Source organism: Enterococcus sp. 9D6_DIV0238 (assembly GCF_002174455.2).
Lineage (GTDB): Bacteria > Bacillota > Bacilli > Lactobacillales > Enterococcaceae > Enterococcus_L > Enterococcus_L dunnyi.
Genome location: NZ_CP147246.1, coordinates 3,408,659 through 3,434,668, shown reverse-complemented (window position 1 = coordinate 3,434,668; position 26,010 = coordinate 3,408,659). Strand labels below are relative to the sequence as shown.

Sequence of the window (26,010 nt, the reverse complement as noted above, 5' to 3'; positions counted from 1 at the left end):
AATTTCTTTATTGTCTATTGCATGCTATCTTTTATTTTTCCTGTGTTCTTTTTCTAAATAATAAAATGATTGCTGTTACTACCATTATTATCATACCAAGAATATTGAGTGTTAAGTGATCGGTTTCGCCTAATGCCGGCAGTGCACCTTTAGTTGTATCATTTTTTTCGTATCCTTGACCATTGTTCGAAGATCCTTGTGGTTTAGGCGCTGGTGAAGAAATATTCTCTTTATTTTTTGTATAGATATATGTCACTGTTTGAACCTGATTCGTGAATGTACCAACAGTATTTCCTTGAACTTCTTTAAATGTATAACCAGTGATCTCTTGTTTTTCTGTCGTATAGCCTTCTCCTATCTTACCTGATTTCACGATTTCATCCGCAATTGGATGGCCAGTCGTATCGACATACTTGACAATGACATCTCCAGCAGATCCAGTATTCTTTGTATAAACATATGTCACTGTTTGCAATTGATTCGTAAATTTACCGCTCACATTTCCCTGCACTTCTTTAAATGTGTAACCAGCGATCTCTTGTTTTTCTGTTGTATAATCTTCTCCTATGCTGCCGGACTTTATGATCTCATCCGCAATTGAGTTGCCTTCTGTATCAACGTACTTGACAATGACATCCCCACTGATCTCCGGCAAAATCGTTACAAAGACTTCAACTGGCTTAGCATTTGCTCTAGAGTCGATCGTTGAAGATAACTTTGTATCGAGCTGTACTGTATATTCTCCAGGTTGATTAAAATCAACGTTTTCTGAAAAGTTACTCTTTATTATTACATCCGATTCTACAGGTAGTTTTGCTGCATATTCGGCATGGATATCTGAAAGAAACGTTGCTTCAGAAATGGATGTATTCGCATGATATGAAATTTCCGAATCTGCTTCAATCACAAAATCACCATAAACTGGTACGTTAAAATTGACCATCGTAAAGTAATATTGTATTTTCCATTCATTATCTGCAAAGTAAAGTTCATCAATTAGGTTATTGCTAGGGACGACCATCGTTCCATCAGCGATTTCTGTAAAAAATATCCCATTCTCTTCGTCATAGAAAATATCTGATGAGGGTGCATCAATACTCAGTTCTTGGCTCTCAGCCCCTTCTCGATCGATAAACGGATTTGCAATTGCATATTTATATGATGGTGTATAAGCAGTAACATCTAAATTCATAAAGTTGACGTTTAAAGGAAAGCCATTATCTAATAGTTCATTAAATTGAGTCAAATCAACACTTGATTTTTGGGATGTGCCATTCGGGACTAGTGTATGTTCATTCCCGCCACTACCATCATACGTTAGCGTTTCAAACTGCTTCAAAGGCAGTAGATACTGAACATCGTTCTCAGGATGACCGATTCCAGTGAAAATGACTAATTCAGTAAGATTAGTCAAATATTGAAATCCTTCCCAACCACTGGCAGATGCTCTTAATGTTGTGATTGTATCTAATTGTTCTTGCGTGACTTCATCGGTTGGAAGAATACCTAAATTTCCACTGATATCAGCTACAGCCTCTGGGTTTTTAGGAATCAATTGTTCCAAAGTCCCTAAAGAGTCTGCTAAACCTTGAATCACGTTTGACTCCTGGGCATCAACTGCTTTTTCTATTTCGTTTTTATCATCAACTAACGTTTGAGTTGAGTCTGCTAAAGGATTTTCTGTTTCATTGACTTCATTCTGTGTTTCTTGGTTTGTCTGTTCTTCAACATGCTCTGATTCCATGATCGGCTGATCAGATAAGTCTTGCTTTGGATTTATCATCATTTCTTCACTATTTTCATTATATAACGTTGAAGTATTTGATTGATTCAATGTCCCTGCTTCCATAGAATATGAAATCATCGGTGCTAATTGAGTCGTGCATAATAATATTGTTCCAAGTAATACTAAACTTTTTCTTTTCTTCACTATTCATCACCTTTACTTGATCTACTTAATTATTTGTACCTTTTCCGCCTTTTAAAGTCTCGTCGAAGAATTTGTCATTGCTCTCTGATATTCCTTCTTCTTTTTGAAATTTAGTTTCAGATGCATTCATTACAGAAGATGATTTGATCGTATTTCCCCAGCAATCGGCATTTTTTCTAAAATAACAGGATTCATTCCAGCATCTTTCGCTTGTAATGCAGCTGTCATGCCTGCACCACCAGCGCCAACAATTACAACATCATAGCTGTCTTTCAATTCACTGATATCTGTATAACCATTTGCAGAGGCACCTGAGGTCACTTCTTCTGTACTTTCTTTCGACGTTTTATGGCTCATCTTTTTCTCTTGATCACTGCTGCAGCCAACTGCTAAGCCCGCAAACCGTCCTAAAGAAACGAAGCCAAGACGATTTTTTTTATTGTTTCCCCCACCCCATCTTTTTTAGACAATAGATCGTTTTTTTAGTGAAACGAATCACAATAGAAAGCAAATAGTAATCAATTAAAATAATATTTTAACGAATAAATTAAACAATCTAACTTTTTTCACAAATTAGAACGACTATAAATTGTCTTTTGATAAAATAACATGTCTTTTTTCATTTGTCTTGTTTTTCTATTTTTTTTTAATCAATTTTTTATCTATTCTAAGAAATTTTTCTTTATTTGCCCATCTTTCATTTTCTGATATACTTATCTTAACGACAGTTGGGAGGTTCGTTATGAATCGAAATCGGCTTATATGGCTGGCACAGCGAAAAGGGAAACACTTTTCAAACCATTTCTCTTCCATTCAAATTATTGTTTCATACTATATTATTATGACAGTCATCTCGTATATTCTTTTTTGTCTGCCTTTTTTTAGAGAAAAGGGCTCGCAGGTTCATTTTATAGATATGCTGTTTATGGCGATCAGCACTGTTAGTGTGACAGGGTTATCTACCTTTGATATCAATTCTGTTTTTAACGACCGCGGAGTAGTATTATTGGAAATTCTTTTTCAAATCGGTGGACTCGGGATCATGATGATTTCGACAGCTTTTATCATCTTGTCAAAACGCAAGATTTCATTAAGGCAGCGTCAGTTGATCATGACAGACATGAATCAACCTAAATTGAGCGGAATTGTCCGACTGATCCGCATCACGTTCTCGATTATTTTGTGGTTTCAAGTTATTTTCGGTACATTTTTTTCGATCTATTTTTATTATGCAGGATATTATAAAACATGGTCGAAAGCGATTTTCTTTGGCTTTTATCAATCCATTTCGGCTGTAACAAACTCTGGATTCGATGTAACAGGGGATTCGATCATTCCTTTTGCGAATGATTATTTATTTTTGATGCTCATCATGTTTTTGATTTTTATCGGCGGGATCGGTTTTCCTGTATTGATGGAAGTTCGAGAATGGGTATTTTTTAAAAAGAAAAAGCGGGGATTGCCGTTTCGATTCTCTCTTTTTAGTAAAATCGCTCTACTGGCCTTCGTGATTCTATTTGTCGGTGGAACATTACTGATTTATTTGCTGGAAAAAGATCATTTATTTATTGAGATGGGCGAAGTGCAACGCTGGATCACCTCGATGTTTTATTCTATGACCACTCGAAATGCTGGTTTACAGATCAATGATTTAGGCGATTTTCAGGTGACAACGCTCATTGTTTTTTCTTTATTGATGTTTATCGGCTGTAGTCCCAGCTCTGTTGGCGGAGGGATTCGGACGACTACCGTAGCAATCATAGGTCTATACTTATACTCTTTCTTAAAAAGTGAAGATAAAATCAACGTTTTCGGACGAAGGATCGATGAGGATGATGTCAGAAAATCGATCGTTGTTTTCATGCTTTCATTAACTATGTGTTTCTTTGCCGTCTTATTTTTGACCGCAACAGAGGATCATCCGCTGATTGCAATCATTGTTGAAGTTGCTTCTGCCTTTGGAACGACCGGTCTTTCGTTGGGGATCACTTCTGATTTAACGACCGTCGGCAAACTAATGATCGCTTTATTGATGTTTATTGGACGAATCGGTATGTTGTATACATTGATGCTTTTCGTGCCAAAAGAAACACGTGATATCGGCTATGAATATCCTTCTGAAAAAATCATTATTGGATAAAAAAAGAGGGACTGGGACATAACTCTAGGAGTTACGACCCAGTCCCTCTTTAAAACGAATAAACAGCGATAAAAAAGCAACTACTACGCTTCTATCTCAACCTTTTTGTTTAAATCAAGACATTCACGATCAGATACACTAAAAACAATCCAGAAATCAGCCACATTGGTAATGACAGTTGGTTTTTCTTTCCAGCGATCCATTTTGTTAACGGATAAGCGACAAATCCAAAAGCCATTCCATCAGAAATGTTCATAGTAAAAGGAATCAAAACGATCATCAGCATTGCGGGAAAGTAATCACTAAAATCACTAAAATTTAATGACTTGACTTGCTGGATCATTAAAAAGCCTGTGATGATGATTGCTGGAGCTAACGCAGAATCAGGGATATAGGAAAGAAAGGGTAAAGCTAACAAGGCTAAAAAGAAACAGATTCCGCTCGTAATGGCAGTCCAGCCTGTTCTTCCACCTTCTTCGATCCCAGTCGCACTTTCTGCTGCTGCAATAGTCGGGCTCGTTCCAAATAGACTAGACAGCAGTGTAATCAAGCCTGTGACGCGATAAGCACGCAAATACTTATCCTCATCTGCTTCCGGCATCAAGCCTTTAAGAATCCCCATCGATTCAAAAATCAGGATCATCGATAAGGCAAATACACCGAGTAAGAAACTTTTTGAGAGCATTGAACTGAAATCAAGTTCTAGAAAAATTTGAGAAACATTTTTTAAACTGCCTAAAGAAAAATGTTCTGTTGGATCCACTAATCCTAAAAGATTAGCAACTGCCGTCACAACAACGATCCCTATAAAAAAGCTGCCTTGTATCCCTTTGATAAAAAGAAATACAGTCAATAATAGTGAAAATAATGTCAAAATCGTCAAACTGTCATTCAGCGGGGCTAATTGTGTAAAGGTATGCTCCCCTCTTAAAATCAAATGTCCCTTTTCTAATCCAATCAGCACTAGAAAAAAACCGATACCAACTGTTATTCCAGCTTTCAACGTTTCAGGAACGACTTCTGCGAATAACTTACTCAACTTCGTAAAGGCAACGATCAAGTATACGACCCCTGCACAAAAACTAACAGCTAATGCTTCCTGCCAGCTCAGCCCCAAAGAAAGAACTAACGTGTAGGTGAAAAATGAATTTACGCCCATCCCTGTCGTCAGTACAATTGGTGCATCTGCTATCAATCCCATCAAAATCGAACCAATGATCGAAATGAAGATCGTCCCAAAAATCGTCAGTTCCTTCGGCATTCCCGCTTCAGACAAAATGACTGTATTCACCATGATAATATATGAAATAGCAAAAAACGATGTTGTTCCCGCAACTATTTCACGTTTTAGCCCTTCTTTAGTCAGCTTTTTTATTCGAAACATATAACTCCTCCTAATAATCCACAAATCAAATTTCTATGTATCAATATAATTTGGTATTTTTTACTTAAATATCGAACATAAGGATAACACAATGGAAACGTTTTTTTCAGGTTTCTGATAAATTTTTTATTTTTGGCAAGAAAAAAAGAAGAGATAAAAATTGCTTATGTTTGAGTGATTGCTCATTCCTTGCGAAATCACTGAAAAATCTGACTCTTGATCATTATTCATTAAAAATTAAAGTCCGGGCAAAACTATTTTCTAGTTTTGTCCCGGACTATTTGGTCTTCAGTTGTACGAAGCTTTATTTCTTGATCTGGCTCACTAATTTTACATAGTTTTCTGAGCGGTCTTCCGCGTCTTCCTTTGTTTTCGTCAAAAGATGCTCAACTACTTCTTGATTATCTTTGATCGTGTGTAACGCAGAGAAACGAGTTTGTTTTTCAAGGAAGTCTCTCATCTTACTGAAATCAGCTTTTTTGTAATCGATGATCATTGGGTCTTTGCCCTTTTCAATCAGTTGCGGATTGTAGCGATACAATTGCCAATAACCAGATTCAACTGCTTCTTTGGCTAAAGATAACGTTTCGATCATTCCGCCTTTCACTCCATGATTGATACAAGGAGTGTAACCAATGATCAAAGATGGACCCGGATAACGTTCTGCTTCATCGATCGCTTTGATTGTTTGCATTGAATTTGCACCAAGTGCGATTTGCGCAACGTAAACATTGCCATAGGTCATTGCCATCATACCTAAATCTTTTTTAGAGGTTTGTTTTCCTCCAGCTGAGAATTTCGCAATTGCTGCAGCCGGCGTTGCTTTGGATGTTTGTCCGCCAGTATTCGCATAAACTTCATTATCCATGACAAAAATATTGACATCTGCCCCGCTAGCTAATACATGGTCGATTCCACTGAATCCAATATCATACGCCCATCCATCTCCACCGACGATCCATTGGCTTGTTTTGACGAACAAATCACTTTGCTTATAGATTTGTTCTAATAATGGATCTGATCGATATTCTTCACTTAACACAGCTGCAAGTTTCGTTGCACGCTGCTGTGTTCCTTCACCTTCTAAGTAATGCTCATGCCAATCTTGAAGTAACGCTTGAAGATCTTCCGAGCCTACCTTCTTATCGATAGCCTCTTGAACTTGGTCAGCTAGATATTGACGCTTCGTGTTATTTGCCACATACATACCGTAGCCATATTCTGCATTATCTTCAAATAATGAATTGCTCCATGCAGGTCCTTGCCCGCATTCATTTGTCGTATATGGTGTAACAGGCGAAGAACCACCCCAAATAGAAGAACAGCCTGTAGCATTGGCCATCATCATTCGATCACCGAACAGCTGAGTCAATAACTTGATATATGGTGTTTCACCACAGCCTTCACAGGCCCCGGAAAATTCCATCAACGGTTGATTGAACTGTGAACCTTTTACAGATAATTTGCGGACAGGATTTTCTTTTTGCTGTAACGTCATCGCAAAAGCCCAATTGATTGCTTGTTCTTTTTGTTCTTCGTATGGTTTCATCAGGATCGCTTTTTCTTTTACTGGACATGCTTGAACACACAAGCCGCAGCCTGTACAGTCCTCTAAAGAAACTTGAATACGGTACATCAAGCCGTCAGCGCCGCGCATTTCTCTCGCTACGAAGCCTTCAGGTGCCTCCTGCATTTCTTCTTCATCTGCTAAAAACGGCCGGATCGCAGCATGTGGGCAGACAAAGGCGCACTCATTACACATCGTACATTTATCCATTTGCCACTCTGGAACTTCTAATGCAATGCCGCGTTTTTCGTAGGCTGCTGTTCCCATTGGCATCTCACCAGTTTTCATGCCATTATCGATCAAATCTCCAACAGTCAAGTCATTTCCTTCTTGACGATTGATCGGTTGTAAAATATTCGTGATATATTTTGGCAGCGTTGGATCGACTTTTTCTGGTTCAACTTCGATCGTTGCCCATTCTGCCGGAACCTCTACTTTTTGTAAAGAATCAAACGTACCATCGATCGCTTGGTAGTTTTTCTCAACGATCTCCATTGATTTTTTACCATATGTTTTTTTAACTTCTGCTTTTAATAATGGTAGATATTCGTCGCGTGACATCAAATCTGTGACTTCAAAAAATGCGGTAGACATCACCGTATTGATGCGCCGTCCCAACCCAACTTCACGAGCTAGCTCCACCGCATTGATGATATAAAACTGAATATTGTGTTCTCCAATATATTTTTTCAGTTTAGCTGGTAATAAACGATAGACTTTTTCCTTATCCCAAATCGTGTTGAGTAAGAAAGTCCCGCCATCTTTTAATCCTTTAAGCAAATCATAGTTATGGATATAAGAGGCATTATGACAGGCGATAAAATCAGCCTGCTCTACTAAATAAGTGGATGTGATCGGTTCTTTACCAAACCGTAAATGAGACATGGTCAATCCGCCAGATTTTTTTGAATCATAACTAAAATAAGCTTGGGCATATAAATCGGTATTATCACCGATGATCTTGATTGCTTGTTTGTTCGCACCCACCGTTCCATCTGAACCAAAGCCCCAGAATTTGGCTTGGAAAGTTGTTGGAGCCGTTAAATCTAACGTTTCTCCCTGCGGTAATGAACGATATGTCACATCATCAACGATCCCGATCGTAAAACGTTGTTTTAAATCAGCAAATGGCAATAATAAATGATCATATACTGCTTTGATTTGATTTGGTGTAACATCTTTTGAACCTAGTCCGTATCGTCCGCCAATCACGATTGGACGACTTTCATGTTGATAAAGCGCACTTTGAACATCTAAAAGCAATGGTTCGCCATCTGCACCTGCTTCTTTGGTTCGGTCTAGCACAGCTACCTTTTGAACGGTCTTCGGTAATTTTTCTAATAAGTTTTCTGTTGGGAATGGGCGGTATAAATGAATATTGATAAAGCCGACTTTTCTGCCTTGCCCATTTAGATAATCAACTGTTTGCTGGATCACAGGTGAAGCCGACCCCATTGAAATAATGACTTCAGTCGCATCTTCTGCACCATAATAATCTGTCAAATCATAAGAAGTACCTCTTATTTCGTTGATTTGTTTCATATATTTTTGAACGATCGCCGGCATCGCTTCATAATTTGCATTAACAGTTTCACGTTGTTGGAAATGGATGTCTGGATTTTGAGCCGTTCCTGAAACAGTCGGATGATTAGGATTCATCCCTCTGCGGCGGAAACGATCAACAGCATCTTGATCCAGCATTCCTTTTAAATCATCGTACTCAAGAACTTCGATTTTTTGTAGCTCATGACTCGTTCTAAAACCATCAAAAAAGTTAACGAACGGCAAGCTCCCTTCGATACTCGCTAAATGAGCCACAGCAGATAAATCCATTACTTCTTGGACACTTGATTCTGCCAGCATACAAAAACCAGTTTGACGAGTGGCCATAACATCCCCATGATCACCGAAAATACTCAATGCACTTGTGGTGATCGCTCTAGCTGCCACATGGAAAACAGACGGTAAAAGTTCTCCTGCGATCTTATACATGTTAGGAATCATCAGCAGTAGCCCTTGTGAAGCTGTATAAGTCGTTGTCAATGCTCCTGTCTTCAATGATCCGTGAACCACACCGGCTGCGCCAGCTTCTGACTGCATCTCGATGACCTGAACTTTTTGTCCATATATATTTTTCAACCCATTTTCAGCCCATTCATCTACTAATTCTGCCATTGTAGAACTGGGTGTGATCGGATAAATCGCTGCCACTTCCGTAAATGCATAGGAAATGTAAGCTGCTGCTGTATTCCCATCCATTGTTTTTGTTCTTTTCATGTCTTTTCACCTTTTATCTTTCCTCAGACTTTTGTTGTTGCGGGTATTTTCTTTTGTTCCTGGACATATTTATCCATTTGAACTGCAGCAACTTTTCCGGCGCCCATCGCCAAAATAACTGTTGCTGCTCCTGTCACGATATCTCCGCCGGCAAAGACGCCGGGAATCGATGTTTCTCCCGTTTTTGGATCCGCTTCAATATAACCCCATTTCGTCAACGCAAGCTCTGGGAAAGTGGATAACAACACTTTGTTGGATCCTTGACCGATTGCCTCGATCACTGTGTCAGCTTCGATAATAAATTCACTATTTTTGATTGGAACTGGTCTGCGGCGGCCTGATGAATCAGGTTCGCCTAATTCCATTTTGATACATTTGACCCCTAATAGGTTTCCATTGTCATCGCTTAAATATTCGATTGGATTAGTAAGCCAGTGGTAATTGATCTCTTCTTCAACAGAATGGTGATATTCTTCGATACGTGCCGGCAGTTCTTCCAACGAACGACGATAAACGATACTGACATTCTCTGCACCCATCCGTTTAGCTGACCTTGCTGCATCCATCGCAACATTTCCCCCGCCTATAACAACAACATTTTTCGACTTTTTGATCGGTGTATCATATTTAGGAAATTCATAGCTATGCATCAAGTTGATTCTTGTTAGGTACTCACTAGAAGAATAGACGCCGTTTAAAGAGGTTCCAGGAATCCCCATAAAATTAGGAGCCCCAGCGCCTACCGAGATATAACACGCATCAAATTCTTCCATGATCTCATCCATCGTGATCGTTTTTCCAACGACAACATTTGTTTCGATTTTGACCCCTAATGCTTCAATACTTTCGATTTCTTTTTTTACGATTCTTTTTGGTAAGCGAAATTCTGGAATGCCGTAGGTCAACACACCACCTGCATCATGGAGTGCTTCATAAATCGTAACCTCATAATTCAGTTTAGCTAAATCACCTGCTACAGTAAGCCCTGATGGTCCTGAACCGATCACCGCAATTTTTCCGATGATCGGTCTATCGTTCGATGTCTGCTTTGAAAAATCTTGATTTTCCAAAGCCCAATCAGCAACTAAACGTTCTAATTTTCCAATAGCCACAGGTTCAAAATTTTTCGCTTTGCCTAATTTACAAACTTCCTCACATTGTTTTTCTTGAGGACAAACACGACCGCAAATTGCTGGTAGGTTCGTATATTTTCCTAAAACGTCTGCAGCTTCCTGCATATCACCTTCTTTGATCGCTAGTATAAATCCTGGAATATCGATCATTACAGGGCAACTGGCAATACATGGAGCATTTTTGCATTGAAGGCAACGCTCTGCCTCTGCTTGACCTTCTTCGATCGTATATCCTAAACAAACTTCCTCAAAATTCGTTTTGCGAATTTCCGGCGCTTGTTCTGAAATAGGTGTTTTCGTTCTGCTTTTTCTCGCCATTAGTTTGTCACCTGCGCTTTTTCATAATCCGCCAGACACGTTTCTTCTTCTGCTTTATATTGTTTCATGCGATTGATGAATTCATCCCAATTGACTTCTGTTCCTTTAAACTCTGGTCCATCGACACAAGCAAATTTGATGCTATTATTCACCGTAACACGGCAACCTCCACACATCCCCGTTCCATCGATCATGATCGGATTCAGGGAAACATAGATAGGCAAGTCATGTTTTGATGCGGTTAGTGTACAAAATTTCATCATCAAGCTTGGTCCAATCGCCCAGCTACAATGAACAGGCTCCCTTCTAATCACTTGCTCCATCGCTTCAGTGACTAGACCTTTCATACCTAAAGAGCCATCGTCTGTCGTAATGATCAACTCATCCGAAAACTGTTCGCATTCTTCTTGTAGAATCACTAATTCTGCTGTTTTTGCGCCAAGAATCGTAATCACACGATTTCCGGCTTTTTTCAGCCCTTTGACGATTGGAAAAATCGCTGCAATCCCTACACCGCCGCCAACGATCATCACTGTCCCATAATTTTTGATCTCTGTAGGCATGCCTAGAGGACCCGTTAAGTCTAATAAACTATCACCAGCTTTTAATTTTGACAGCTCGGCAGTCGTCTTGCCAATGACTTGAAAAATCAGACGGATCAGTCCTTTTTCTGAGTCTGTATCTGCAATCGTTAAAGGAACTCTTTCACCGACTTCATTGATGCGTAAAATCACAAACTGACCAGGTTGCGCTTTTGAAGCGATCCGTGGCGCTTCGATCCAAAAATCAAATTCATTTGTTGAAAGTACTTCACTTTTGGTTATCTTATACATATGCTTTACCGTTAATGAATGAATTCATTCATTTTTCCTTCTTTCATATGATTTACAAGCTTTATAAACCTGCTGTCAATTCAGTGACAAACTTCTTCAATGCTTCGACATCTTCATCTTCAGCGTTATTTTCGATTTCGACTGTTTCTGCTACTTTTTTTGCGCCTGCTTTTTCCAACGCTTCAACGAAATCATGAGCGGATTTACAGAACAAGTCCCCATATTCCCGATCTCCCGAACCAACGACACCAAAGATCTTTCCTGATAAGTCTTTATCTTCCAGTTCATCAAAGAAATCTTCAAACTCAAATGGTAATTCTCCATCTCCATAAGTATAAGTCGCGATGACACATGCATCTGCGTCATCAAAGAAGTCTACATCTACCTCTGAGCACTCTTCTCTTTCAACCTCAAAGCCTGCGTCCTGAACAGTACTTTCCAAAATTTCTGAAATCTCCTCAGTGTTTCCTGTCATACTTGCATAAACGATTTTTACTAGTGCCATATTTGCTCATCCTCTCATCTTTTTTACAAAATATTTTAAAGTATAAAAGCTGAACGAAACCCCTTTCATTTCTCTCATACTTATTATCAAAAATATGAATTATTCTACTAGCTTTCAATCAAATTACCTTTTTCACATAATTAAAAATCCAAATAAAACGCTTTCTCTTTTTGAAGACGGAAAGAATCAAAAACTTCACTTATACTATACCATAAACTCAACGTTTAAAACAATAATTTTTAGGTAAAAAAAATAATTTTTAGATAGCAAGATCAATTCTTAAAAGTGATGTCAAAAAGAGCGTCTCTATAGCAACTCCTTTTGACGTCCTATCAACAGAACTGCATCTAAAACAGCGCCGCCTAATGCTCGTGCTTTATCTGAAATAGTATAGCAATCGACCTCTTCTGCCGCTCTCGGGTCGACATCTGCACATTTTAGACCTTTTTGACAAATTACTTGATCAGAAATCAAGCCTCTTAAAACACCTTTTAATGGTGAAAATACTGGTTGATTCCCAACATAAAATAAAAGTTCATCCTTTTGAACGCTGTCTCCAATTTTTTTTATATGCTTTACTTGACCAGAGTCTGGGGAATGAATCACTCGCTCAGCACTTTTTCCGCCAATTTCACCTGGAATGCCCGTATTTGCTAATGCACTTCCTTCAAAATAAAGTCTTCCTAAATAATGACCTCTCATCGTCTCTACAACTACATCAACATCCTCTGATGCAGAAAAACCAGGACCTAATGCAATCGTGATCGGCGCCATCGATCGATTCGTTCCGATATTTCGTTTCGCTAAAATAGCATCAACTAAAATCAACGGTTTTAACTCGTTCAAAGATTCCGCTTTTGTATCCACTAATAAAGGTAAATAACCATTTTTCCAACACTCATGGCATTCATTTTTTGATTCGACTAGCACGGCTTTCATATCTTCAACTTGCTGTTCTTTTTGAAAAACCGCATTACACAAAGCTACAGTTCGTCTAATTGCCAAGGGTTTTTCCGTTTCCAAGATAATGACCTTGAATCCTGCATGGTACAATTTTTGAATGACGCCAGTAGCAAGATCGCCACCGCCACGCACAGCAACAAGGGTTTCAGCAAATGTGTCTGTCACTTTTCCCATAGTACGACTCCTTTTCCAGATTGAACATTACAGGCAATAATTTTAGTCAGCCGCTTCATCAACATGCACGGCAGCAAGGATAAAACTTTTTTCGCCTGATTTAATTGTTCTGAGGTTTCTACCTGATTGATACATAAAATACGATGACCGCGACTCTTTGCCCAGAGACCTTTGGGACTGGAAATAACCTCAGCTAATGTCTCCTCGCAAATCACCTCTCCTGTTTTAGTTCCAGTAGCTCTCAAAAATAAGGGCAAGCGATGGACAGTTGTCTCATCGATTTTTTGATTTAAAACAGAAATCGGAATCAGCCCGATCGTCACAGTGGTCTCAGGAATGACCACCGGCTCAAAAGTTTCCCAGCCTTTCAAAGGCAATTGTTTTGAGCCGTCTGCTTCTAGAAAAATTTTATCGAAGGACGGAAAGCTTTGCTGAACTATACTAGGCGGCGCACTTAATTTATGTGCACCCAGCATATGTGTTCCAGCTAATGTGATCCCTCTACCATCAGTTCCTACTTTAGAGAAATCTTGACAATAGAAAAAGTCGTACAGCTGATGAAGCGGATAGCCAATTTTCGTCGTCGTACTGACTAACACTTTTTCGTGACGATAGCAGTCCGCTAAATACCACATCAAGCTTGTTTTACCGCCGCTTCCAATCAGTGAGATCACTTGTTTCCCCTGAAATGCAAAGCAATCGCTCAATCGTTCCATTCCCTATAGCTCCTTTCGTTATTTTGTTCTTCAATGATAAAAATTTTTTCAATCGGTAAGTCAGCCTGTGATAAACACTGCCGTCCTTTTTCAACATAAGAAGCGTCCAGTCGTAAGCAGATCCCGCAAAAATCACCCAGACTTGTCGGCAACGCCATAACAGAAACTGGGATCTTATGTGCGTCCAAAATTTTTTCACTATGGACAGCATAATGCGTATTTTGAAAAGTCAAAAGGTATTCCATCTTTACACCTCTTTTACTAAAAGTTGATCACTTTTTTTGCTTGAGCCATCACTTCTGTGATTCCATACATATTAGTGATTTCACCGATCGCTAAGCTTTCTTTGATTTGATAAAAGTCCAGACAAGCACCACACGTGCTGATCTGCGTTCCTTTCTCTTCCAGTCTATGCAGATCCTTCAAAGCATTTGACCCTTTATTTGTCAGATATGCTCCACTATTGAAAAACAGTAGATGTTCTGGTGGTGTCTCTAGTTCTGTCAGTGAGTAGATAAAATTTTTAAGTAAAATTTCGCCAAGATCAGGATCTCCTTCACCCATCGTTTTTCTTCCAAAAGCAATCACAAGCTCCTGGTCCGGCTGCTCTGAATCTGCTTGTATTTGTTTTTTAGGTACAGCAATTTGAACAGTCCATTCTGCTTCGTTCACCTGTTTGATCTTAGCCTTCAATTTTAGACCGTGGACCATTTTTTCTATGTTTTTAACTGCGACCTCGTTATCGACCAGTATTTCGATCGATCCACCTTCTGCTTGAATTTCCCGAATGGCCTTTTTGGCTTCAATGACTGGAATCGGGCAGGGTTTTCCTAAAGCATTGATTTTATTCATTTTGTATCCTTCTTTCTTATAAAATAAGCAACGGCTGCTCTGTGACTCTTTCACAGACTTCCCCAATAATGGCAGCAACTGGGTCTTCTTTTTTGATAGCAGTCAAACAAGCCTCTGCTTGTTCTGGTGCTACGCTCAACAAAAGTCCTCCGGATGTTTGCGGATCAAATAATATCTCTTGAAAAGCTGGCGTAACAGCGGATAGATCAATTTTACCAGCCATAAACTGGCGATTTCTTTGTCCAGCAGCTGTCGCTAAAAATTCTTCTGCATAATGATACGCTTCCGGCAATAACGGCAGTTGCTCTGTGTCTATGACGAGTGTTACATGTTTGTCTGCCATCTCTGTAGCATGAACTAACAAACCAAAACCAGTCACATCCGTACAAGCGTGGACTGCAAAATCCTGCATTTTTTCTGCAGCATATTTATTCAGCCGCTCCATCGAGTCAATAGCCGCTTGCTCTGCTTTCTTTGAAGCAACCTGTCCTCTTACAGCTGCTTGTATCAAGCCTACACCCAATGCTTTGGTCAAAATCAAGATATCTCCAGGTTCTGCTGTGTTGTTGCGGATGATTTTTTGTGGATCGATCCTTCCCATTACAGCCAAACCATACTTCGGTTCATGATCATAAATCGAATGGCCTCCTGCCAAAGATGCTTGTGCTTCCTTCAGTTTTTCGGCTCCACCATATAGAATGTCTGAAAGCATCTGCTTGTCCATCTTTTCAGGAAAGCAAACCAAATTCAGAGCAAACAGCACCTCACCGCCCATCGCATACACATCACTCATAGCATTTGCTGCGGCGATCCGACCAAAGGTTTTAGGATCATCGACCATTGGAGAGAAAAAATCAACTGTAGAAATCAGTGCCGTGTCTTCCGAAATTTGATAAACTGCCGCGTCATCAGATGAGTCAAAGTCCACTAATATGCGTTTGTCCGTAAATGTTGGTAAATGATTCAAAAAGCTGGCTAATTCGTTTGGTCCGATTTTAGCGCCGCAGCCTCCTGATGTACATTGTGATAAAAATTCCATCGGTCTCTCCTTACTTTCTATCATTGAGATAAAATTTTTTCTAATGCTGATAATGCATAATCGACTTCTGCTAGCGTTGTCTCCCAGCCAAAGCTAAAGCGGACAGCTCCTGTCTTGAGTGACCCTGCTGTTTCATGAGCCAATGGTGCACAGTGCAAGCCTGATCTCGTAACGATTTGAAACTCATCAGCTAATCGTTGAGCAAGCTCACCGCTATCTATTTGGGGACTAACGAGGGAAACAACAGGGACTGACCGTTCTGCATCCTGGCATCCCAAGATTTCAACCGGCATTCCTTTGACACCATCTAAAAATCTTTTCGTCAACAGTCGTTCATGCATTAAAATTCGATCTAAACCAAGCCGCTGTATTTCTGTGACAGCACTTTTCAAGCTAATGATCCCAAGCATATTCAAGGTGCCCGGCTCAAATTTATCTGGTAAAAATTCCGGCTGTGTCAATAAATGAGAAGCACTACCCGTTCCCCCTGTCAACCAAGGATCAATTTTCTTTTCTATGTCTTTTCCTAAAACAAAACCGCCGATTCCAGACAGCCCCATCAGGCTTTTGTGTCCTGTAAACGTTAAAATATCTATTGACTGCTCTTTCATATCAAGCGGTAAAAAGCCGGCCGTCTGTGCACTATCCAAAACCGTGATGATCCCATGCTTTTTGGCTTTATCAAAACATTCTTTAATAGGAAGTATCGTTCCTAAAACATTTGAGGCATGGGTCATCACCAGCACCTTCGTTTCTCCTCGAATAGCCGTTTCGATCTGCTCAGGGTCAAAGCTACCATCTTTCGCACATACTAAATGTGTAACAGCAACATTTCGTTCCGTCTCAAGAAGATGCAGTGGTCTGGTTACTGCATTATGCTCCACCATTGTTGTCAATACATGATCTCCTGGTTTTAGTAAGCCATGCAATACCATATTCAACGCCATCGTCGCATTAGATGTAAAAATCACATGCGCTGGATCTGGGGCATGAAAAAAATCAGCAAGTACTTGGCGCGCATCAAAAAGTGCACCAAGATCGCCTAAAGCATTGACGCTGCGGTTTGTATTTGTACTATTATTTTCTTTTAAATATGCACAAAGCTCATCGATCGTTGTGTCAAATTTCTGGTTAGAGGTTGCCGCATAATTTAGATAGACAGGTAGTTTCATGATCGTGTCCTTTCCTCTACTTTATTGGCGATCAGCTTTTGATAATCGCTATATGTATCAATGTCCGCTAACCGGTAAGGTTCGTCGACTGGCACCTGATGCCACGCATCAGGATATTTATTTCGGACCTCACGACCGCCAGTACTGCCTGAAACCTGTAATAAATCTGTCCGAAATCGCTTCCCGAAAAAGATTGGACTACTTGGTTTTCCTTCTAATGTAACTGGAAAAACAATATTTTCTGTGGTATATGCTGCTAAAAGCGGTGCAAATAAGCTTTCATCCAACAAAGGCTGATCTACGGTCAGATAAAGGTAACCAGCTCCAGAAGCAAATTGTGTCCCTAAACGTACGCTGGTGCTTTGACCTTGGTCAGCATCGTGGTTCAGTACAACTTTGACGCCTTCAGGTAAAGATATTCCTGCTAGATTTTCAGGTGAAATGACTAAAATTTGTTCAAAAAAGCCAAGCTTCTTCGATAACAAAAGAACGTGTTCCAAAAAAGTTTTCCCCTGATATTCAAGGAATAGTTTATTGGTGCCCATTCTTTTTGAAAAACCAGAGGCCATAATGATCGCACTGATCTTTAGCATCACTTTTTCTCCTTTACGTCTGTTTTACAAAAAAGAAAAAACGCATCCAACTCTTTCAAATAGATGCGTTTTTTCGCCTGTTATGAGCGATTTTCCCAGCACATCACAGTATTACTTTTTTTACTTTTTCTTTTTTTGATAGAAGGTATCTTCCATTGGTAATGTCGGACGCAGCTTACCGTCCAGTGCATAATAAGCACCCGCTAATGCAGGAGCCGTCGGAATCGTTGCCAATTCTCCAACTCCTTTGATTCCGTAGGCCAAACCGTCATGAATATTATCAGCTTGAACTAAGATCGTTTCGATCGGCGGTACTTGTGCCGCGTTCAACAAGCCTAATGTGGCATATTTTGCTTTTACGTACCCATCTTCCATCGCAAATTTTTCTGTCAGCGCATAGCCCATGCCCATGACGATCCCACCTTCGATTTGTCCTTCCGCAGCTTTAGGATTCACAACTTGGCCCATGTCATAAGCAGCAACAAATTTCTCGACTTTCCCTTTTTCATCTAAAATCGCCACTTCAGAAGCATAGCCATAGCCAGCATGACTAACAGGATTCGTCTTGTCATTGATTAATGGATCTGTTTTAGCAGAATATTCACCATAAAATTCTTGCCCTTCTAAATCTGATAACGAACGTCCCATATCCAGCTCATAACGTAACTGCATGGCAGCTCTTCTTGTCGCTTCACCTGTAAATAAAGACTGACGAGAAGCCGTTGTTGTCCCGGAATCCGGTGTACGACGAGTATCTGGTGCTTCTGCTATGATCATTTCCGGTGGTAGATTCAGTGTCTCACAGGCCACTTGCGTGGTAACTGTCGCCATGCCTTGACCAATACATGCTGCACTCGTTCTCACATGAACTTTACCATCTTCTACTGAAACAATACAACGGCCAACATCGGATAAGCCAACACCGATCCCGCTGTTTTTAAAGAAGCAGGAAATACCAGCAATTTCTGCATTTTCGTATGCTTCTTTGACTTCCAACAAGGTCTCTTTTAATGCAGCATTATTTGACACAAGCTGTCCATTTGGTAACGAGTCTCCTGGTGCTACGGCATTTTTATAGCGTATATCCCATTGCGAAATCCCTACTTTTTCTGCCAATAGATTTAAATTACTCTCAATTGCAAAGGCCGTCTGACAAACACCAAAGCCGCGGAACGCTCCAGCTGGCGGATTATTCGTGTATACGGCAAAACCTTCAACATCGATATGTTGATATTTATAGGGACCTGCCGCATGAGTGCACGCTCTTTGCAAGACTGGCCCCCCCAACGAAGCATAGGCTCCAGTATCTGAATAGATAACAGCTTTCATTGCCGTTAGATTTCCTTCTTCGTCACAGCCAGTTGTGAAGTCCATCTCCATACCGTGACGCTTCGGATGGACCATCAAACTTTCTTGGCGACTAAGCAAGACTTTCACAGGTTTCTGCAAACACCAAGCTGCAAGTGACGCATGATGCTGGACACTCATATCTTCTTTTCCGCCAAAGCCACCGCCGACTAATTTTGCTTGGACATGGACTTTTTCTTTTTCTACTCCAAGCATTCTTGCAACTTCTCGTTGTTCATCATAAATACTTTGCCCAGCACTATAAAGTAAAATTCCGTCTTCACCTTCCGGCATTGCAATCGCACATTCCGGCTCCATAAACGCATGTTCATTGATCGGTACAGAATAATGTTGGGTGACGACATGAGCAGAAGCAGCTAGCTGTTCATCTGCATTTCCACGAACAAGGTGCTCATGAGATAGAACATTGCCTTTTTCATGGATCAATGGAGCTCCTTCAGCTAATGCTTCTTCACAGGTGACCACCGGTTTCAACTCTTCATACTCAATTTCGACAAGCTCTTTGATTTCTTCTAATGCTTCTTTGTCTTTAGAAACGACTAACGCTACTGCATCCCCCACATAACGTGTGATTTCTCCTTCTGGAATCATTACATCCCAATCAGATATAAATTCCAAGTGACCGATTTTATTATTTCCCGGTACATCTTTAGCAGTCAGTACCGCTTCACACTCAGGATGCTCTAAAGCTTTGGATGTATCGATGTTCAGGACTTTTGCTCTTGGGTATTTACTACGGATCGCAGAAGCATGCAGCATACCTTCGACTGTGATATCATCTACATAAAGCCCCGTACCTAAAGTCTTCTCAACCGCATCGACACGTTTGAAGTCTTCACCAAGTTTGCCCGTTGAAGCTTCTTCTGGTATGCTCAAATCTTCACGAAACATTTTAGCAGCTAATTGGATCGCTTCGATGATTTTAACATAGCCAGTACATCGGCAAATATTCCCTCTAATTGCTTTACGAACCTCTTCATCGCTTGGTTCTTCTTTTTTGTTCAGTAAGCCTTGCGCTGAGATCACGATTCCCGGTATACAATATCCGCACTGAACTGCGCCCATTTTTGCAAAAGCATATGAGTAAACATCTTTTTGTCTTTGACTGATTCCTTCGATCGTGGTGATTTCCTTACCTTCAAGCTTTTCCAAATTGAATAAACACGCTTTGGAAACCCTTCCATTAATCAGCACTGAACAAGCGCCGCATGAGCCTTGGTTACAACCATCTTTCGTTCCGGTCAGCGATAGATCTTCCCGTAGAAAGTCCATCAATTTTTTGTTTGTGCTGCAAGTTTCAGGTTTGCCATTTACTACGAATGAATACATTTTTTCTTTACACCCCAATTTCTATTATAATATAGCTTTTTATCACTATGATTATAACACAAATTGTTAAGCTAAAAATTATTTTTTAGCAAAAAAATAATTTTATTTAATTCTGCTGCAAACCAATCTGTGCAGCACCGATCGCACCTGCATATTGCGAAAGCTCCTGATCGTAATAGACTGCCATCTTCGTATATTCTTCAATCAATTGTGCCATCGTTTGACTATGTGATAAGCCCCCGGAAAAAAAGATGGGACCTGTTTCTGGATTTACCTGCCTTAATTGATTGCTGATTCGGCTGGCTATCGAATGAAGAACACCTAAAGCAATATTCTCTCTTTTTTCACCTTTTCCGATCAAACTGATCACTTCAGATTCTGCGAAGACGGTACACATGCTATTGATTTTTACTGGTACTGCATGCGCGACAAATGAATCGATCTGCTCAATTTTTTCACCTAACGTTCTCATCAGCACTTCTACAAAACGTCCAGTGCCAGCCGCACATTTATCATTCATACTAAAATCCAGCACTCTGCCAAACTGATCCATTCGAATCGCTTTGCTGTCCTGACCGCCAATATCGATCACATTTTTGATGTCGTCTCTCAAATAAGCGGCTCCTTTTGCATGACAAGTGATCTCTGTTACAATTTTGTCTGCCTGGATCAATTTCCGTCCATAACCTGTTGTAACAATAAACGTTTCTGGTGTATTACCTAATTCCGTAAAAATTTTTTCACTAGCTACTTTGGGGTCACCAGATGTTGATACGAGTTTCTTTTTTTGAAGTTTACCATGTTCAAAAAGAACGCCTTTAGTAGTTGTAGAGCCGCTATCTAGACCAATCACTCGCATAGCTCTATTCCTCCAGCATTTCAATGAATGCGGCAACACGTGTATTGATTTGTTCGATATCTGCTGTCGAATAGTCCGTTTCCAAATAAAGATATGGGACATTCTTTTCTTCTTGGCAAAAACGGCGAACTTTCAATGATTCAATGGAATAGGGATGACATGACTGCAGTACCATATCCAGCACGCCGTCAACTTGATATTCATCGATCATTCGATCCAGCAAATCAAAACGACTTGTATTATTCGACATACAGGCACAGCCGATATCGATATACTTTTCAGCTAACGCTTCATAGACATCTTCTTTTTCTTCATCGACTAATTTTTCCACTGCTTTGGCTACTGTACAATTTTCAAATCCTACGATCGTTCCACCGTTCTCCTCGACTGCACGAATAACTTTTTCAGTTACTCCGCCCATGGGAGATCCTGTGATCAAAATGCGCGGCTTTCCTTGCGGCTGGTGTTTTTCAGGATACTGATCTTGAATAGTATTCGTTGTTGTTGTCAGTTTTTCGATCAAGTCCTCTTTTTCAAATGTATAATTTGCTCCGTACATCACCTTGAAAATTTCTGATCCTTCAATTGCTGGCGGATTCAATTTTCCTAGACCGTAAAAATTTTTGCGTGCTTCACGTTCTCTGTTTTTTAAACGGATCGCCTGACGAATTTGTTCCTCCGTAATTTCTACATCAAGAAATTCCTCCAGCTTTTCTTTGAAACGAACGATTTCATCTTTCCATAAATTGAAAGAAGCAGCTGAATTACGCATATTTGGTAATTGCATCAAATATAGTGGTTTAAATTCTTCCATATATTCATACATTTTTTTCTTGCCATCACATGTCGTTTCACCCACAACTAAGTCAGAAAAGTAGAAGAAAGGACATTTATCTGTTTTTCCAAAACCATAACTTGATTTGATCAATGGGCAGAGATTTCTTGGTAGATCTTCCTCTGCTGCTGCGATGGTTTCATCTGAAGTAGAACATAAGCTGATTTGAACGGCATTTGCTGCTAAGACTATTTCTTCCGGCATAAATGTACAGTAGACACCGATCACTGGTATTCCTTGTTCCTTTAATTCTTTGACTTGAATGAATCCTTGACGACGTGCTTCGTCAAATTCAGTAAAAATTTCTGGGAGTTCTGTTTTTATTTGCATTTTTTTTCCTCCTTATTAGATATTACTGGGCATTTTCTAAGATTGCTGAAATCTGTTCATTTGTAGGTTTTACATGATAAAATAGTTCATAAAATTCTGCAACATCTTGCTTGATATCAAGCTGATATTGCTCTGGATAAATCAATTGACCTAGCCATTGGATCCCGATGATTCGATTGACTGACGGTGGCGAACCTAAGAAATTATATGGCGCTGTCGGAATTTGGTACACTCTATTTTCTTTGACAGCAGTCAATTCTTTCCAAGACTCCTCTGTGGTGATCTGCTTGTAAACATCCTTTGAATCTGCAAGAATATAATCTGGCTGCCATTGGATCAATTGTTCCATCGAGACAACACTTCCAGCACCTTTAGAAACAATATCCACACCGACTGCAGCATTTTTAGCGCCTACCTCATCAAGGACCTGAGCATGAAAAGAACCTTCAGCATTTGTATTTAAACCAGCATTTCCAGAAGCGTAATAAACACTTTTTTGATCTGCAGCTTTCAAGCTTCCTTTGACTTCCTTCGCTTGGACCAATACTTTTTCACAATATGCACTTAATTGGTCTGTTTCTTCTGTGTTGCCGAGCAACTCACCGATTTTTTGATAGGCTTCAGGTAGATTGCTCAGATTTGCCTCAATAAATATCGTAGGAATGTCTAACTGATCCTGTAATTTATCCATATCTTCTTTGACCGTTTTTTTAGCTTCACCGATATCGATCACAACATCTGGTTCTGCCGCACTAAGGGCTTCCATATTCAGACTGGCATTTTTACCGTAAAATTGACCAAACTCAGGTAAGGACTGGTATTTTTGATCAATAAATTCCTTTGATTCAGTTGAAAATGGACTCGCCAATCCAACTAACAAATCTGGTGAACTTGTATATAAAACAAGTTGTGCTAATGGACCAGAAGGAGCGATTTTCTCGATAGTATTTGGTATTTCCACGTCTCTTCCGGCAGAATCAGTAAATACTCGGGTCATCTTTTCTGACTGTGAACTACTGCTTTTACTGTCATTTTTTTGATCATTCTTGCCTGCACACCCTGTTATTACCACCGAGAGTAGCATAAGGACAACTAGCTGAATTGTTTTCTTTTTCATTCTTTCTACGCCTTTCTTTTTTCGATCATGATGGCATGACCGTATTTACTGAGCGGTAATCGCTCAGATGATTTTTTCGCTTTTAATTCAGTCAGAGTATTTTCATAAATAGTTCCTGCCAGCATGTCTATACCATGGTTGAACAAGCTGTTACTCAAAGGACAGCTGGAACCAACTAAAATGGTTTGTGCGTGTTCTGATAACTCCAATAGTCTAGGCAATGTTTTATTGATGATCGTTGAAGCGGTGATGTAAACAGTCGTCATCTTAGGAAGTAAGAATTCACATGCACTAGCTGGATAATCACCATTTCTAGGCTCTAATTCAAAGATGCTGATATTTTTGCTAAGTTCTGGATAACGATCGACAAATGGAAAATGGCCGATCATACCGATTTTTTGCTGATTAGGGTTTTCGATCAATCGATCAAAAGCATCTTTATGGTAGATTTTCTCTGTCTGAAACTGCTTTTTCACTTGTTTATTATCATTAAAAAAGCTATTGATTGCCGCTAATCCAAAACTAGCCTTTTCAAAGTCCCAGGACTTAACAAGTGCTGCAGCTTCTTGTAACTCCATCTGCTGATAGTATTCAAGATTCTGGTATTTTTTGGAAAACTTCATCGCCGTTCCAATCGTTTGATCATTGACCGCAAATGTCCAGCGCTCAGTTTGCGCTAGATCAGAAATCTTGATTCCAGAAGGAATGGCTTCAATCAATTCATCATATAGTTTCCACATGGTTTTCTCTCTTTCTAGTTGATCGTTCTCTTTTTAGGCAAACAAATTCGTTGCTGCTCCATTTCCAGCTCTCTCACAATGACTGGCACCTGATAAATTTCCTCCAATCGTTGGCTCGTCAATACCTCTTTTGGTGCTCCTTGAACAAGCAACTTTCCTTCTTGTAAAATCAATACCTGATCCCCATACTGCAATACATGATTAGGGTCATGGGTAGCCTGAATAATCAAATAGCCTTTTTTACTAAGGGTTCGAATCATCTCCAGCACCATGATCTGATTGCCATAATCCAAATTCGCACACGGTTCATCCATGATGATGATTTTACTCTGTTGAGCAACTGAACGGGCAATGATCACTAATTGTTGCTCGCCTCCGCTGATTTCAGAAAACAATTTCTGCTTTAAGTGTGCAATGTTCAAATCAACTAATGCAGCTTCTGCCAAATCATATTCCGTTTTTCCAGGTTGCTGAAAATGGTTCAAACGAGAGGTCGTCCCCAACAATACCATTTCAAAAACGGTAAATCCTGTTTGTCCATTTTGCGTCTGAGGAATATAAGATATGCACTTAGAAAGTTGACTTCTTGAGTAATGCTGAAGCTCTTTTCCTTCTATCTTGATCACTCCCGAGGTTGGTTTTACTATGTTCAGTAAGCATTTAAACAATGTACTTTTCCCAACCCCGTTCTTTCCTAGTAAACAAACGGATCGTCCGCAGTCCAACTCAAAAGAGATGTTCGTTAATATTTTTGATTTTCTATACGAAAAATTTAGATCTATCACTTGCAGCATATCGATCCCTCCAAAATCAAGCGTTAACAGCACGAGTACTTTTAGCAATCAGAATAAGAAAAATCGGTGCACCAATAAACGAAGTCAGTATCCCGATCGGAATTTCACTTGTCGAGAGCAGGCGAGAAAAATCATCAACAAACAACAAAAATGTACCACCTAAAACAGCACTCACAGGAATGCTATAGCGATGATCGTTCCCTATAACTAAACGTGAAAAATGAGGAACGATCAAACCGACCCAGCCAATCAAACCGCTAACAGAAACTGCAGCCGCTGTGATCAGTGTTGCCGCTGTAATCAAAACAATTCGTAATTGTCTACTGTTAACACCTAGGCTCAAGGCCTCTTCCTCCCCTAATGAAAGGACATTCAAACGCCAGCGCAGGAGAAAAATCGGTATCATGCCAGCTAAAATAAGCGGCACAGCAAAATGAAGATCCTGCATTTTGATTGCAGATAGACTGCCCATCAGCCAATAAGTGATTGCAGGAAGTGTGTTGGTTGGATCGCCGACCAGTTTTAAAAATGAAACAGCAGACGAAAACAACGAACCGATCATCATCCCAATCAAAACCATGTTCAACACAGACTTACTTTTTAGCCAGCGGTTCAATAGCAAAACAACTGCGACAGCCAATAAGCCAAAGAAAAACGATAAAGAAATCACTTGTTCATAGGTCAATGAAAAGAACAATCCGACTGCAGCACCAAAGGCTGCTCCTTGTGAAGCACCCAAAATGTCTTGTGAAATCATTGGGTTTTGGAACAAGGCCTGATAGGTCGCACCAGCAACTGAAATGCCACTGCCGATCACTGCCGCCATAATAATTCTAGGAAAACGAATCTTAAATAAAATGGTTTCCACTTGAGTACTCCAAGTCTGCTCCAGCGGAATTATCTTATTGATCACTGCGCGCAAAAAATCAGTCAGTGTGATCGGATATTTTCCCAGTAAAAAGGAGACGATCAGTACAATAAAAAAGAGAAGGATCGTTCCCAAAAGTATGATTTTTTTGTGCTTAGATAATGATTGACGCAT

General features: G+C 39.9%; 21 protein-coding genes and 1 pseudogene. 1 reads left to right on the top strand and 21 read right to left on the bottom strand.

Going from position 1 to position 26,010, the window contains the following annotated elements; all coding sequences use genetic code 11:
- Positions 1-31 precede the first annotated feature (31 nt).
- Complete coding sequence (locus tag A5889_RS16145) at positions 32-1,930, bottom strand: MucBP domain-containing protein (RefSeq protein ID WP_254909544.1); 1,899 nt, start codon at positions 1,928-1,930, stop codon at positions 32-34.
- Positions 1,931-1,958: 28 nt separating this feature from the next.
- Positions 1,959-2,272 (bottom strand): annotated as a pseudogene (locus A5889_RS16140) (FAD-dependent oxidoreductase); the annotation flags it as partial.
- 400 nt (positions 2,273-2,672) lie between these two features.
- On the opposite strand from A5889_RS16140, the gene A5889_RS16135 reads away from it, so the two are divergent.
- Positions 2,673-4,070 carry a TrkH family potassium uptake protein gene (locus A5889_RS16135; RefSeq protein WP_087639795.1) on the top strand — a complete coding sequence of 466 codons (1,398 nt, stop codon included), beginning with the start codon at positions 2,673-2,675 and terminating at the stop codon, positions 4,068-4,070.
- Between the two features lie 109 nt (positions 4,071-4,179).
- On the opposite strand, the gene A5889_RS16130 is transcribed toward A5889_RS16135, so the two are convergent.
- The 19 genes from A5889_RS16130 to A5889_RS16040 form a co-directional block, all read right to left on the bottom strand.
- Positions 4,180-5,454 carry an NCS2 family permease gene (locus A5889_RS16130; RefSeq protein WP_087639794.1) on the bottom strand — a complete coding sequence of 425 codons (1,275 nt, stop codon included), beginning with the start codon at positions 5,452-5,454 and terminating at the stop codon, positions 4,180-4,182.
- Between the two features lie 304 nt (positions 5,455-5,758).
- A complete protein-coding gene (gene nifJ / locus A5889_RS16125; RefSeq protein ID WP_087639793.1) occupies positions 5,759-9,298 on the bottom strand; it encodes a pyruvate:ferredoxin (flavodoxin) oxidoreductase in 3,540 nt (1,179 codons plus the stop codon).
- A gap of 23 nt (positions 9,299-9,321) precedes the next feature.
- Positions 9,322-10,749 (bottom strand): NADPH-dependent glutamate synthase, encoded by a 1,428-nt coding sequence (gene gltA, locus A5889_RS16120; protein WP_087639792.1) that lies wholly within the window; start codon positions 10,747-10,749, stop codon positions 9,322-9,324.
- Positions 10,749-11,582, bottom strand: coding sequence for a sulfide/dihydroorotate dehydrogenase-like FAD/NAD-binding protein (locus A5889_RS16115; RefSeq protein ID WP_087639791.1), 834 nt, complete (start codon positions 11,580-11,582; stop codon positions 10,749-10,751). Before A5889_RS16115 ends, gltA begins: the two co-directional genes overlap by 1 nt.
- Positions 11,583-11,643: 61 nt before the next feature.
- Complete coding sequence (locus A5889_RS16110; RefSeq protein WP_087639790.1) at positions 11,644-12,087, bottom strand: flavodoxin; 444 nt, start codon at positions 12,085-12,087, stop codon at positions 11,644-11,646.
- A gap of 306 nt (positions 12,088-12,393) precedes the next feature.
- Positions 12,394-13,224 carry a selenium-dependent molybdenum cofactor biosynthesis protein YqeB gene (yqeB, locus tag A5889_RS16105; RefSeq protein WP_087639789.1) on the bottom strand — a complete coding sequence of 277 codons (831 nt, stop codon included), beginning with the start codon at positions 13,222-13,224 and terminating at the stop codon, positions 12,394-12,396.
- Positions 13,212-13,940 (bottom strand): selenium cofactor biosynthesis protein YqeC, encoded by a 729-nt coding sequence (gene yqeC, locus A5889_RS16100; RefSeq protein WP_087639788.1) that lies wholly within the window; start codon positions 13,938-13,940, stop codon positions 13,212-13,214. Before yqeC ends, yqeB begins: the two co-directional genes overlap by 13 nt.
- On the bottom strand, positions 13,928-14,185 hold the full coding sequence (locus tag A5889_RS16095; RefSeq protein WP_087639787.1) for a DUF3343 domain-containing protein: 258 nt from the start codon (positions 14,183-14,185) through the stop codon (positions 13,928-13,930). The genes yqeC and A5889_RS16095 overlap by 13 nt, the downstream gene beginning before the upstream one ends.
- Before the next feature lie 16 nt (positions 14,186-14,201).
- Positions 14,202-14,792, bottom strand: a complete 591-nt coding sequence (gene yedF / locus A5889_RS16090) for a sulfurtransferase-like selenium metabolism protein YedF (RefSeq protein ID WP_087639786.1) — start codon at positions 14,790-14,792, stop codon at positions 14,202-14,204.
- Between the two features lie 16 nt (positions 14,793-14,808).
- Positions 14,809-15,831: a selenide, water dikinase SelD gene (gene selD / locus A5889_RS16085; protein WP_087639785.1), complete on the bottom strand. Its 1,023-nt coding sequence runs from the start codon at positions 15,829-15,831 to the stop codon at positions 14,809-14,811.
- 20 nt (positions 15,832-15,851) lie between these two features.
- On the bottom strand, positions 15,852-17,003 hold the full coding sequence (sclA, locus tag A5889_RS16080; protein ID WP_087639784.1) for a selenocysteine lyase SclA: 1,152 nt from the start codon (positions 17,001-17,003) through the stop codon (positions 15,852-15,854).
- Complete coding sequence (locus tag A5889_RS16075) at positions 17,000-17,596, bottom strand: nucleotidyltransferase family protein (protein ID WP_087639783.1); 597 nt, start codon at positions 17,594-17,596, stop codon at positions 17,000-17,002. Before A5889_RS16075 ends, sclA begins: the two co-directional genes overlap by 4 nt.
- Before the next feature lie 120 nt (positions 17,597-17,716).
- A complete protein-coding gene (gene xdh / locus A5889_RS16070) occupies positions 17,717-20,293 on the bottom strand; it encodes a selenium-dependent xanthine dehydrogenase (protein ID WP_087639782.1) in 2,577 nt (858 codons plus the stop codon).
- A 106-nt stretch (positions 20,294-20,399) separates the two neighbouring features.
- Entirely contained in the window at positions 20,400-21,152 is a 753-nt protein-coding gene (locus tag A5889_RS16065) for an acyl-CoA dehydratase activase (protein ID WP_087639781.1), read from the bottom strand.
- A gap of 4 nt (positions 21,153-21,156) precedes the next feature.
- Entirely contained in the window at positions 21,157-22,317 is a 1,161-nt protein-coding gene (locus A5889_RS16060; protein ID WP_087639780.1) for a double-cubane-cluster-containing anaerobic reductase, read from the bottom strand.
- Positions 22,318-22,339: 22 nt separating this feature from the next.
- Complete coding sequence (locus tag A5889_RS16055; protein ID WP_087639779.1) at positions 22,340-23,434, bottom strand: ABC transporter substrate-binding protein; 1,095 nt, start codon at positions 23,432-23,434, stop codon at positions 22,340-22,342.
- 5 nt (positions 23,435-23,439) lie between these two features.
- Complete coding sequence (locus A5889_RS16050; protein ID WP_087639778.1) at positions 23,440-24,174, bottom strand: Rossmann-like domain-containing protein; 735 nt, start codon at positions 24,172-24,174, stop codon at positions 23,440-23,442.
- Between the two features lie 14 nt (positions 24,175-24,188).
- A complete protein-coding gene (locus A5889_RS16045; RefSeq protein ID WP_087639777.1) occupies positions 24,189-24,968 on the bottom strand; it encodes an ABC transporter ATP-binding protein in 780 nt (259 codons plus the stop codon).
- A 16-nt stretch (positions 24,969-24,984) separates the two neighbouring features.
- Positions 24,985-26,010, bottom strand: coding sequence for a FecCD family ABC transporter permease (locus tag A5889_RS16040; RefSeq protein ID WP_087640409.1), 1,026 nt, complete (start codon positions 26,008-26,010; stop codon positions 24,985-24,987).